The 11,792-nt window shown below is 63.0% G+C and carries 8 protein-coding genes and 1 pseudogene; 5 read left to right on the top strand and 4 right to left on the bottom strand.

The annotated features are described in order from the left end of the window. Positions 1 to 277: 277 nt before the first annotated feature. The 4 genes and pseudogenes from ACIPZH_RS22390 to ACIPZH_RS22375 form a co-directional block, all read right to left on the bottom strand. Positions 278 to 508 (bottom strand): annotated as a pseudogene (locus ACIPZH_RS22390) (alkaline phosphatase PhoX); the annotation flags it as partial. A gap of 718 nt (positions 509 to 1,226) precedes the next feature. After that, complete coding sequence (locus ACIPZH_RS22385; protein ID WP_400637899.1) at positions 1,227 to 1,775, bottom strand: suppressor of fused domain protein; 549 nt, start codon at positions 1,773 to 1,775, stop codon at positions 1,227 to 1,229. A 187-nt stretch (positions 1,776 to 1,962) separates the two neighbouring features. Next, entirely contained in the window at positions 1,963 to 2,652 is a 690-nt protein-coding gene (locus ACIPZH_RS22380; protein ID WP_400637897.1) for a TniQ family protein, read from the bottom strand. 166 nt (positions 2,653 to 2,818) lie between these two features. Then, the gene (locus ACIPZH_RS22375) at positions 2,819 to 4,879 is read right to left on the bottom strand and encodes a PhoX family protein (RefSeq protein WP_400637895.1); all 2,061 of its coding nucleotides are present in this window, start codon (positions 4,877 to 4,879) and stop codon (positions 2,819 to 2,821) included. A gap of 223 nt (positions 4,880 to 5,102) precedes the next feature. On the opposite strand from ACIPZH_RS22375, the gene ACIPZH_RS22370 reads away from it, so the two are divergent. From ACIPZH_RS22370 to gspF, 5 genes are read left to right on the top strand one after another with little or no spacing between them, the layout of a single operon-like run. Further along, positions 5,103 to 6,743: a lipoprotein UxpA gene (locus tag ACIPZH_RS22370; RefSeq protein WP_400626229.1), complete on the top strand. Its 1,641-nt coding sequence runs from the start codon at positions 5,103 to 5,105 to the stop codon at positions 6,741 to 6,743. Then, a complete protein-coding gene (locus tag ACIPZH_RS22365; protein WP_400637893.1) occupies positions 6,740 to 7,165 on the top strand; it encodes a pilus assembly protein PilZ in 426 nt (141 codons plus the stop codon). The genes ACIPZH_RS22370 and ACIPZH_RS22365 overlap by 4 nt, the downstream gene beginning before the upstream one ends. Before the next feature lie 3 nt (positions 7,166 to 7,168). Then, positions 7,169 to 9,121, top strand: a complete 1,953-nt coding sequence (gspD, locus tag ACIPZH_RS22360; protein ID WP_400637891.1) for a type II secretion system secretin GspD — start codon at positions 7,169 to 7,171, stop codon at positions 9,119 to 9,121. Beyond that, complete coding sequence (locus ACIPZH_RS22355) at positions 9,121 to 10,569, top strand: GspE/PulE family protein (protein ID WP_400637889.1); 1,449 nt, start codon at positions 9,121 to 9,123, stop codon at positions 10,567 to 10,569. Before gspD ends, ACIPZH_RS22355 begins: the two co-directional genes overlap by 1 nt. A 3-nt stretch (positions 10,570 to 10,572) precedes the next feature. Beyond that, the gene (gene gspF, locus ACIPZH_RS22350) at positions 10,573 to 11,775 is read left to right on the top strand and encodes a type II secretion system inner membrane protein GspF (protein ID WP_241804316.1); all 1,203 of its coding nucleotides are present in this window, start codon (positions 10,573 to 10,575) and stop codon (positions 11,773 to 11,775) included. Positions 11,776 to 11,792: the final 17 nt, after the last annotated feature.

The following is an 11,792-nucleotide window of genomic DNA, read 5'->3' as shown; positions in this document are numbered from 1 at the left end:
GCTCGCACGAGTGGCATTCGCCCTGATGAGAAATCAGGACGAATACGTCACCAAAGGCGGGAAAATGGCTTGCTGATAACCATAGAATCTCCCACCCCGACCGCGCAGTTCTTCAGGCCTGCGCTCTACCTGTGGCAGCAACCGTCTTGCGCAATTTCTAAAAGCCGGCGCGACCATGTGTGGGCAACTGTCTTGCTCAACTTCTAATAGTTGGCGCGATCCCGGTGGCCGGCTTGCCGGCGATTGGGCCGCAAAGCGGCCCTGATGCACAAGCCGATCAGGCAGTCCCGATTTCCCCGCCATCATCACGCTGGATCACCACGGTCGAAGCTCTCGGCCGTACTGTGGTCCCCGCCGGGGTCACATCGGTGGCCTTGTCGGTGTAAGGCCAGTTCTGCGGGTGCTGGATGTTGACGAACATCGACTTGTTGTCTGGGCTGAAGGCAATGCCGGTCACCTCGCAGCCGTTAGGCCCGACGAAGAAGCGACGTAAATACACCTGGTTCTCCCACCCCGACCGCGCAGTTCTTCAGGCCTGCGCTCTACCTATTGAAGCGACCGCCTTGCGCAATTTCTAAAAGCCGGCGCGATCCGGGTGGGAGCCGGCTTGCCGGCGATTGGGCCGTGGATTTAGAGAATTAAAACTGTCGCGCCGTGGCCTTGAATTTCGAGGTCTGCAGCTCCGTTGAGAGGAGGCGCAAAACTGTCGCGAGAGCTTAGAAACTTGATAAATCGCCAGCAGCTAGAGAATTAAAACTGTCGCACGCGGCTAACGCATTGATATTTAATAATATTTTTATATTTATATCTGCTCTGAGCCGTCCGCGTAACTCTCTCCTCTGCTTCATTAGGCTAAGGCGCGGATCCTTTGTATTTGACGAGCTCCCCAGTGGTCGCAGCTTAAACGATTCATCTCGATCGCCAGTTGCTCCAAACCGCTGAAGATCCTTACGATCATCTCCCTTCCCAGGCACTCTGACGGCAGAGAGGAAAACAAGGATAGTGGACTTCAGTAAACTCCGGTCGCAGTCCCTGCGACCGGCACCGGTAGCCGAACCACGTTGCGCGGCAGCTTGAGGTCAGTGAACCGAACAAGGTTTGTGTGGCCAAGCCAAGGCAAGCCGAGTAGAAGGAACAGCAACGATCCAGGAACGACGAGGGCGGAGATCGAAGTGGCAAAGGATTGAGCGCGGGGCGTAACTGCCACGCTCTCAACCTTTGGAGGGTCAATTCATGAACAAGTCTTTGCCAGACGCTATGAACTGGTCCATCAGGACGTCAAAGCCTTGTTCTTTCAGGCAGGTAAATTCCTGTTCATCAAGCCCGAGCGCGAAGAAAAAATTCACGATCCCGGCAGGCAGGTTCAAGGCTTCCGGCAAGTTCTGCAGCTCGGGGGAAACACTAGTATTCATGAGCATCACCGCGTGAGGTGCAGCGGATCCAACGGCCGCTTGGTTGGCAGGCAGGACTACCACGTCCCCGGCAGCCAAGCTACGCTGGGTTTCCCGCAGGTAGTCTTCGAGGTTGGCCAAAATCAACGTCGTTTCGCGTGTGTGCCCACGCGTAAATGCTATGAATACGGTGTTGGAATAGCTAGGCAGGTTGGCGACCAAGCTAGTGTCCGATCCTGTCCCTTGGACTTTGGCCTCGATGCATACGAACCGCCCTTTGAATTCACCGCTCAAGCTGAAGTCCAGAGTATCGACCGGGTCTTCCAGCGGTAGCTGTTCGAACAGGTGCGCCACTACTTGTGCCTGTAATTCATTTAGTTTCATGGGTCTATCCTGCGATTACTGCCTGCGTTGAATGGGGGGAATCCAGGTGTCGTTATTTCCGCTGGCATCAGGACTGATGGTTTTGGAGCCTTTGGAGCTGTTGCAAGAGGTGCATGCTCCAGCAAGGTTAGATTTGCTGTTTGCCTGCTGAACAGCTTCTGTCTTAGATATTTTGCCGGCATTCACATCATCGGCATAGGATTTGAGCGATGTCCTCACCACTGAGCTGCGGGCTCAATTCAGTAGCTTTATCCAATAGCACCTTGGCTGCATGCAAACCAGAGATGATATGGGGCGACCTGCACAATCGCTGGTAAACCTCAGCGCGCTTGAGCGCCAATGGGTCGTGGTTAGGAACAACCTCGGCTTCGGCGAGATGTCGGCCGCCGCAAGTTTTCCACATCACATCGAGATCATGATCTATACGAGTGAACAACTGACCGCAAAAAGGGCAATCCCTAAGCAAGACAGCGTTGTGCTTGGGGCACACCGACACCTTTGACGCGCCATAGCGCCTCCAGTATGAAAACCCGTGGACCTTGAGGTCTTCCCTAACGCATTCAGGGCAGAAGGAAGCATCCCACTCACTGAAGCGCTCCCCCTCGGAAAGGTACTGAGTGGCTGAGTAGGCTACATCCCAGTCACTTTTGATGACGTGAAACGCCGCGTTCAGTGTGTGATTGTGAACAAGTCGATTGAACCCATAGCACCCAGGCCAGCCGAGGGCTTCAGCGAGCCTCCTGACTTCGGCTGTCTTTATCACATGGCGTGTACGCAGGTCTTCGAAGATCTCTACCTTGGGCTCGGCCCAATAAAGCAGCAGGTTCCTTCTCACGTATGACGGAAGAGTTTCATCAGGCTGAATCGGGAGGGGCATGAAAAAACGCCAGTACAAGGTAGGGAGGGATGACGCGAGGAGGCTGGTGAAGCTGTCCGATGAAGGGAAGCGAGAGGCTCCCCTCCACCGGCGACAGTTTTAATTGTTCGACGACAGTTTTAATTCAACAAAACCAGCCGCAAAGCGGCCCTGATGCACAAGCCGATCAGGCAGTCCCGATTTCCCCGCCATCATCACGCTGGATCACCACGGTCGAAGCTCTCGGCCGTACTGTGGTCCCCGCCGCGGTCACATCGGTGGCCTTGTCGGTGTAAGGCCAGTTCTGCGGGTGCTGGATGTTGACGAACATCGACTTGTTGTCCGGGCTGAAGGCAATGCCGGTCACCTCGCAGCCGTTAGGCCCGACGAAGAAGCGGCGCAAGTCCACCTGGTTCTGGGCATTGACCGGTACCTGTTTGCCAGTGGCATCCACCAGGTCGGTAGGGATCACCGCCAGCACCTGATCATTGGTGTAATCGGTGACCGTGCTCTCGCCGTTGTCAGTCTCGAACCACAACACGCCACGGCTATCGAAGCTCATGCCGTCAGGGCTGGCGAACTGGTTGAGCTCGGTCAGGCCCGAGCGGTTGATATCGGCGGTACCGGCAGCGTTGGCGCCGAACACGAAGATGTCCCAGGTGAAGCTCAGGTGATCGTCGCTGTCGTGCCAGCGGATGATGTGGCCGTGGCGGTTCGGGCCACGCGGGTTGGCCGCATCGACTTTGTCCGGAGTGCGCGCGCTGTTGTTGGTCAGCGTCAGGTAGACATCGCCATTGAGCGGGTGGACCGCTGTCCATTCCGGGCGGTCCATCGGCGTTGCACCCACTGCATCGCCCGCCCCGCGGGTGTTGAGGATGATGCCTGCCAGGTTACCGTACAGCGCCCCGAGGGTGCTGCCGCCAGTGGTGGCGGTGGCCACGTCGAGCAGAATCCACTCGCCTGTGCCGTCTGCATTGAAGCGGGCCACGTAGAGGTTGCCCTGGTCCATGTACTTGGCGCCGGTGGCCAGGCGGTCGGCCGGGGTTGCGTCGGCGGCATCCCACAGCGCGGTGGAGACGAACTTGTACAGGTACTCGTTGTTGGAGTCGTCGCCCATGTACCAGACCAGCGGTTTACCGGCCACCGCCAGGCCCGGGCAGCAGCCCTCGTGGCGGAAGCGGCCGAGCGCGGTACGCTTGGTGGCCAAGGTGCTGCTGTTGTACGGATCGATCTCGACGATGTAGCCATAGGTGCTGGCTTCGTTGCGGTAGTCGTCGGTGGCGCTGGCCCCTTTGATGGTCACGTCGAAGCGGGCGAACTCATCGCTTTGTTCGGTGCTGTCACCGGCAGCGGTCTCCCACTTGTACTGGCCGCTGGAGGTGCCGACGCCGATGCGTCGCTGGTCTTCCGGGCGGGTGTCTTTGTTGACGAAGATGCCAGGCCAGTTCTCTTCGCAGGTCAGGTAAGTGCCCCACGGTGTGTAGCCGTTGCCGCAGTTGTTGTTGGTCCCGCGGCAGTGGGTACCGTCAGCCGAGTACTTGGTCTTGACGTGGTCGGTGCCACGCATGGGGCCGGTGATTTCCATACGTGAGGCGGTCGTGAAGCGGCGGTTGAGCGGGTCGTTGTCGACCACCTGCCAGCGCCCGTTGAGCTTCTGCAGGCGCACCACGCCAGCACCGTGGGCGTTGATTTCCTTGCGCACTTCTTCGGCCGGGCGATTGCCGCTGGCGTCGGTGGTCGGGCCGTTGGGATGCAGGGCGGCGGCATCGATGTATTCGAAGTTGATCGCCAGCAGGCCGTCTTCAGAGCTGCCATTGATAGGGAAGAAATGCATGCCGTCATGGTGCATGCCCATGGCGTTGGCCTGGTCGCTGGAGGTATTGCTGCCGTCCGACTTCCACGGGTTGCCGTTGCTGTTGATCGGCGTGCCCCACGGTGCCAGCACGTAGGCACTGTAGCCTGCGGCGACGACACAGGCATCGGTGCGTGAGCCCGCGATGGACTGGAAGCCCAGTGCCAGTTTCGGTACTTCAGGTTCGGTAACCGGCGGCTCGGTTGCCGGGTCATCGTTGTCGGAATCGCCACTGTCGAAGCAGCCGGTCAGGCCGGTACCGGCAATCATGGCGATAGCGGCACCCAGGCTGCCACGCATCACGCTGCGACGGCTTAGGTAGGCGTCCATGACGCTGGCCATCGGCAGGTTGCCACTGTGGTTGCGGTCCAGGTTGTCGCCGGTTTCTCGACTCATCAGGGTGTCCTTGTATTGGCTGAGTTGGAGGAAACCGCGACTTTAGAGCGCAAAGATGATGATTCTTTGGCAGAAATATTAACGTCGCTTTAAAACTTTAAGTTCTTATCGCTTGGCCAGAAAGAACAATCTGGAATGGTTGTCGGATTTCTGCCATCAAACTGTAATGCCAACGCCGCAACATCCGGGGCCCAGAAAGAACTCGATAAGGATGGCGGGCCCGATGGTAAGCAGTGTGTACAGGCGCGAGATGATCAGATGGATGGGTGTCGGTGCCCTGGCACCGTTGCTCGGTGCCTGTTCTGCATTCCCGGGCCAGCGCGGCGGCAATGCCAGCCTGGACCTGTTGTACGTCGCCGACACCCTCGATGCGCGCCAGCCCGGCCGGCCCGTGGTGCCGGCAACGCGCCTGGGCCCGGTCAGCCACCTGGGCCGGGCACCGTGGATGACCGGCGCCAGCGCCAGCGCGGCTCACCCTGAACTCGCGCCTTTGCTCGATGCCAGCCAGGCGGCCAGCGTGCAACTGGGTGGCTATGCCGTGCTCGCGGCCCTGTTGGAACAACTGCGCGCCGAGGCGGGGCCGGGCAATAGCCTGACCCTCGAGAATGGCCAGGGCTGGAACGGAAGTGGCCTGGCCTATCTGACCCAGGGCGAGAGCGGTGTGCAGGGTAGCCAACTCTTGGGTAGCGAAGCCCGTGTGAGCAGTGATGAGCGCGTGCTCTGGCCACAGCGCAGTGCCGCGCTTTACCACCAGTCTTCGGCGATGACGCTTGCTGCAGGCATTGCCGATGAACAACGCAAAACTTTGGGCCTGGAGCCTTTGCACGTCTTCGAGCGCGGCGGTGCACGCATCGCCGTGGTGGGCGTCACCGACCCTTACGCCCAGGACCAGAAAGCCTCGCTCAAACAGTGGTACCAATCGCTGCTGCCGACCTTCGAGCAGGCCCGCCGCGAAGCGGACCTGGTGGTGGCGCTGGCGGATGTCGGCACCGGCCCAGGCCTGTGGCTGGCCGAGCGCGTGGCGCAGATCGATGTGCTGCTCTGCGCGCGGGGCCAGGACCTGTGGCCCACACCGGTACAGGCGACCCAGGCCAGTGGCCGGCGCATACCGGTGTTGTTTGCCGGTTGCCGGGGCAGCGGTGCATTCCGCCTGCGTTGCCAACAGGTCGCTGGGCAATGGCAGTTCGATGGGCGTTTTGTTCCGGCAGTGGCCCAGCAACTCTCAGCCGCAGCGCAGTTGCGCGCCAGCCAGTTGCAGGCCGAGTTGCGTCAGCAGCGTGCAGGCCATGCAGCGTGGCTCGACCAGCCGCTTGCGCTTGCGCCACAGGCGCTGTGGCGTCGCGACACGCGTGGCGGCAGTTGGGACGCGTTGCTGCACCAGGCCCTGGCCGATGACAGCAGTATGCCGGTGCTGTTGCCGGGCCTTCGCTATGACTACCCATTGGCCGCTGGCGAGGCCATCACGCGCGAGCACCTGATCAGCCTCACCGGTGGCTACCCGGCACCGGTGGTCGAGGCGCCGGCCCGGCAGGTCGAGCAGGTGCTGGAAAACGCGGCCGAGCAACTGTTCGGTGATCCTTTGCTGCTGGACAACAGCCAGGACCTGCCACGCTGGCAGAGCCAGGCCTGGGGGGTGAGCTACAGCCCACAAGGCAAACGCATCACTGGCCTGGAGCCGGTGCAGGGTCTGTGCCGCACCTTTGGCCTGCAATTCGAGCAGCAGGCGGGTGAGCCGTTGTGGCAGCGGGTCGAGGCCTGGCTCGGGCGACAGCGGCCGGGTTGGCAACTGGCGGCCTTGCAGGTACCGCAGGTGCGCTACGTGCAAGGCCACCCAGGCTGGCACCCACGGCAGCTGGTGTCATGACACTCGCCGCTCGCCTGATGACCGGCAGCCTGCTCACGCTGGCCGGGTGGCTTGCCGCCCAATGCGTGCTGCAGCTGGCGCGCCAGCCGCAACCGGCCAGCGCCCCGGTCGCCCTCGACGCGCCGCTGCCGGGGTTGCTGGTCGGCCATTGGCAGGCCCCAGGCGACGATGGCTCGATTGCGCTCACCCGCTTGCCATTGCAGTACCTCGGCGGCCTCAAGGCACAGCCGTTGTCGGCCAGCGTCGTGGTGCTGCGCTATGGCCAGCAGGTGCGTACCTTGGGCCGTGGCCAGCGCTTGGCACCAGGGATCGTATTGCAGGACATCGACGCCGATGGCCTGATTTTCGACAACCAGGGGCGGCGCGAACGCTTGCCCTGGCCGCCACGCCCCGTCGTGACCGGCTTCAAGCGGCAAGGATGAACGATGCGGGTGAAATATTGCGTGGCCGTTGCCTTGGCCCTGGCCCTGTCTGCGGCCTGGGCAGAGGAACCGGAAACCTTCGATGACAACGGCACACCGCTTTACGAGGTGAACTTCGTCGACACCGAGCTGGGCGAGTTCATCGACAGCGTGTCGCGCATCACCGGCACCACCTTCATCGTCGACCCGCGGGTCAAAGGCAAGGTCACGGTGCGTACCGTCGACCGCCACGATGCCGATGCCATCTACGATATCTTTCTTGCCCAGCTGCGTGCCCAAGGCTATGCCGCGGTCGATCTGCCCAATGGCAGCGTGAAAATCGTCCCCGACCAGGCCGCGCGCCTTGAGCCGGTGCCGGTGGAGGCCGCCGGCAAGCCCAGCGAAGGCAGCGATGGCGTGGCCACCCGCGTATTCAATGTGCGTAACGCCGCCAGCGAGCAGATGCTCGGTATTCTCAAGCCGCTGATCGACCCCCGTGTCGGTGTGATCACTCCTTACCCTGCGGCAAACCTGCTGGTGGTCACTGATTGGCGCAGCAACCTCGAACGCATCGACAGCCTGTTGCGCCAGCTGGACCAGGTCAGTGACGAACCCCTGAAGGTCATGCCGCTGCGCCATGCCAGCGCCGCCGATACCGCCCAGTTGCTGACCCGCCTGTTGGCCCGCGAGCAGGGCGCAGATAGCACCCAGGTGGTGGCTGACCCGCGCAGCAATGCCTTGCTGGTACGTGGCAGCACCGACCGTGTGCGAGCCTTGTTGGGCCAGCTCGATCAGCCCACTGAGAACCGGCACAGCAGCAACACCCAGGTGATCTACCTGCGCCATGCCAATGCTGGCGAGGTGGTGAAGGTGCTGCGCGGGTTGAGCCAGGAAGGCGTCGTGCCCAGCGAGGGAACAGGCGAGGGCGAGGCCAAGGACCAGCCGGTGATGGCCGCCGCCAGCGACTCGGGCATACGCCTGGAGTACGAGGAGGGCACCAATGCCGTTGTCATGGTCGGCCCCGACAGCGAACTGGCCGCCTACCGCTCCATCGTCGAGCAGTTGGACATTCGCCGCGCCCAGGTAGTGGTCGAAGCAATCATCGCCGAAGTGTCCGACAGCCGCGCCCAGGAGCTTGGCGTGCAGTGGCTGTTCGCCGACGAAAAGTTCGGCGCTGGCATCGTCAACTTCGGCAGCAACGGGGTGAACATCGCCAACATCGCGGGCGCTGCCGCCAGTGGCGACAACGAAGCGCTGGGCGACCTGCTGTCGGCCACCACAGGCGTGACGGCCGGTATCGGCCACTTCGGCGGTGGCTTCAACTTCGCCATGCTGATCAACGCACTGAAGGGCAAGAGCGGCTTCAACCTGTTGTCCACGCCAACCCTGCTGACCCTGGACAACGCCGAAGCATCGATCCTGGTCGGCCAGGAAGTGCCCTTCGTCACCGGCTCCGTGACGCAGAACAACGCCAACCCCTACCAGACCATCGAGCGCAAGGAAGTAGGGGTGAAGCTGCGCATAAAACCGCAGATCAATATCGATAACAGCGTACGCCTGGATATCGTTCAGGAAGTCTCATCGATCGCCGACTCCAGCGCCGCCAGCGACGTGATCACCAACAAGCGCGAGATCAAGACCAAGGTCATGGTCGAGGACAATGGCCTGGTGATCCTTGGCGGGCTGATCAGCGATGAGCTGAGCACCAGCGATCAACGTGTACCGTTTCTCGGTGATATTCCAGGGCTGGGCCGGCTGTTCCGGTCCGAGGCCAGCAAGAACACCAAGCAGAACCTGATGGTTTTCATCCGCCCGCGGATCCTGCGTGATGGGCCCAGCCTGGCGGGTTTGAGCGAAGACAAGTACCGCACCCTGCAGCAGACCACGCCGCTCAAGCTGCCAGGCCTTGCGCAGGACGGCCAGCTGCTGCGGGTGTTCCCCGCCAGCCGCGCACGCCTGGACGGGGGTGACTGGTGATGTTGCCCTATCGCCTTGCGCGTCAGGCCGGGCTGGCCATGGCCCCGACCGAGGCTGGCTGGCAGTTGTGGCTGCGCCGCGATGCCGACAGTAACCAGCTGCAGGAGCTGCTGCGTGTGCACGGCCAGCCCGTGGCCCTGCACTACCTGGAAGCTGCGGCGTTCGACGAACGCCTCGGGCAGTTGTATCAGGCCGGGGATGCCGCCACCAAAGCACTGATCGAAGGCATCGGCGAACAGGTCGACCTGGACAGCCTGATGAGCGAAATGCCGCGCATCGAGGACCTGCTCGAAAGCGATGATGAAGCGCCGGTGATCCGCCTGATCAACGGCCTGTTCGGCCAGGCCCTGCGCCTGCGCGCTTCGGACATCCATATCGAGACCTTCGAGCAGAGCCTGGTGGTGCGTCTGCGTGTCGACGGCCACCTGCGCGAGGTGTTGCGCCCGCCGCGCGCGCTGTCGGCCATGCTGGTGTCGCGGATCAAGGTCATGGCGCGCCTGGACATCGCCGAGAAACGCCAGCCCCAGGACGGCCGTATCACCTTGCGCGCCGCCGGGCGTGAGGTGGACGTGCGCGTCTCGACCTTGCCCGGCATCCACGGCGAGCGCGTGGTCATGCGTGTGCTCGACAAACAGGCCAGCTTGCTGGCGTTGGACAACCTGGGCATGCCCCCGGCAGTACTGCGCGGCCTGCGCAGCTGCCTGACAAGGCCAAACGGCATCGTGCTGTCCACCGGGCCGACCGGGTCGGGCAAGACCACCACCCTGTACGCCAGCCTCAACAGCCTCAATGACGGCAGCCGCAATATCCTCACCGTGGAGGACCCGGTGGAATACGCCATCGCCGGCATCGGCCAGACGGCCATCAACCCGCGCGCCGGGCTGACCTTCGCCAGCGGCCTGCGTGCCATCCTGCGCCAGGACCCGGATGTGATCATGCTCGGCGAAATCCGCGACCAGGAAACTGCGCAGATCGCCGTGCAGGCGAGCCTCACCGGCCACCTGGTACTGTCGACGTTGCACACCAACAGCGCAGTGGGCGCGGTCACCCGCTTGCGCGACATGGGCGTCGAGCCGTTCCTGATCGCATCGTGCCTGCGCGGTGTACTGGCCCAGCGCCTGGTGCGGCGGTTGTGCCATTGCGCCGTGGCGCAGCCCCTGCAGCCGGCCGAACGTGCGCTGTGGCCTGAGCTGGCGGCGCTGGGCAGCAGTTACCACGCGGTGGGCTGCGAGCAGTGCCAGGGCACTGGCTATATCGGCCGTTTGGGCCTGTACGAATTCATCGAACTGGACGCCGGTCTCATCGGCCTGCTGTATGACGGCGCCAGTGAACTGGCCATGCAGGACTACCTGGCCGAGCGCCGCCAGAGCCTGGTGGCGATGGCCAGTGACTGCCTGGCCCGCGGCGAGACCAGCCTGGCCGAAGTACTGCGTGTGGTGCAGGGCTGACCCATGCCGACCTTTCGTTACCAGGCCGTTGATCTGGCCGGCAAGACCCACAAAGCCAGCCTGCAGGCCGATAGCGAACGCCACGCACGCCAGTTGCTGCGCGAGCAGGGTTTGTTCCCCCGCCAGTTGCAGCGCTTGGAAAACGGTGCCCGGCAGCCTCGCCGACAACGCCTGAGCCGTGCCCAGCTGTGTGAGCTGACACGCCAGCTGGCGACCTTGACCGGCGCGGGCATCCCCCTGGTCGATGCCTTGGCGACGCTTGAACGCCAGTTGCGTCAGCCAGCCCTGCACGGGGTGCTGGTGGCTGTGCGTGGCTCGCTCGCCGAAGGCCTTGGCCTGGCCCGCAGCCTGGCCCGCCAGGGCGCGCCTTTCACCGGCCTGTACTGCGCGCTGGTCGAAGCCGGTGAGCGCTCGGGGCGGCTGGCCCAGGTGCTTACCCGGCTTGCAGACCACCTGGAACAGGTACAGCGCCAGCAGCACAAGGCGCGGACCGCACTGATCTACCCCTGCGTGCTGATGGGCGTATCGCTGGCGGTGGTGATCGGCCTGATGACCTTCGTCGTACCCAAGCTCACCGAACAGTTTGCCCATGCCGGGCAGAGCCTGCCGCTGATCACCTCCTTGCTGATCGGCCTGAGCCAGGGCCTGGTGCACGCCGGCCCCTGGTTGCTGGGGCTGGCGGCCCTCACGTCGCTGCTGGCCAGCTGGTTGCTGCGCAAGCCGCACTGGTGCCTGCGCCGCGACGACCTGCTGTTGCGCCTGCCGCGCGCAGGCGGGCTGTTGCAGGTGCTGGAAAGTGCCCGCCTGGCGCGCAGCCTGGCGATCCTCACCAGCAGCGGCGTCGCGCTGCTCGAAGCCTTGCAGGTGGCCACTGAAACCGTCGGCAACCGCCGCATCCGCCTGGCCATGGAGCAGGTGCGCCAACAGGTGCAGGGCGGCACCAGCCTGCACCGGGCGCTGGACGCCTGCCAGCAGTTCCCGCCCTTGCTGGTGAACATGGTCGGCAGTGGCGAGGCCAGCGGCACCTTGGCCGACATGCTCGAGCGCGTGGCCGACGACCAGGAGCGTGGCTTTGCCCGCCAGGTGGATACGGCCATGGCGCTTTTCGAACCCCTGATGATCCTGGTGATGGGCGCCGTCGTGCTGTTCATCGTGCTGGCGGTGCTGCTGCCGATCATGCAACTCAACCAGGGCCTGCAACTGTAGATGACTAGGAGCAACCC

This window comes from Pseudomonas sp. NPDC089758, assembly GCF_044748705.1.
Lineage (GTDB): Bacteria > Pseudomonadota > Gammaproteobacteria > Pseudomonadales > Pseudomonadaceae > Aquipseudomonas > Aquipseudomonas putida_X.
The sequence above is the reverse complement of the archived record's forward strand: the minus strand, read 5'-3'. Positions and strand labels throughout refer to the sequence as shown.

Bases quoted from the DNA above. Each gene is read 5' to 3' on its own strand.
- ACIPZH_RS22355 (WP_400637889.1), top strand. From the start codon at position 9,121: ATGTTGCCCTATCGCCTTGCGCGTCAGGCCGGGCTGGCCATGGCCCCG.
- gspD (WP_400637891.1), top strand. From the start codon at position 7,169: ATGCGGGTGAAATATTGCGTGGCCGTTGCCTTGGCCCTGGCCCTGTCT.
- ACIPZH_RS22375 (WP_400637895.1), bottom strand. From the start codon at position 4,879: ATGAGTCGAGAAACCGGCGACAACCTGGACCGCAACCACAGTGGCAAC.
- ACIPZH_RS22385 (WP_400637899.1), bottom strand. From the start codon at position 1,775: ATGAAACTAAATGAATTACAGGCACAAGTAGTGGCGCACCTGTTCGAA.
- ACIPZH_RS22380 (WP_400637897.1), bottom strand. From the start codon at position 2,652: ATGCCCCTCCCGATTCAGCCTGATGAAACTCTTCCGTCATACGTGAGA.
- ACIPZH_RS22365 (WP_400637893.1), top strand. From the start codon at position 6,740: ATGACACTCGCCGCTCGCCTGATGACCGGCAGCCTGCTCACGCTGGCC.
- ACIPZH_RS22370 (WP_400626229.1), top strand. From the start codon at position 5,103: ATGGTAAGCAGTGTGTACAGGCGCGAGATGATCAGATGGATGGGTGTC.
- gspF (WP_241804316.1), top strand. From the start codon at position 10,573: ATGCCGACCTTTCGTTACCAGGCCGTTGATCTGGCCGGCAAGACCCAC.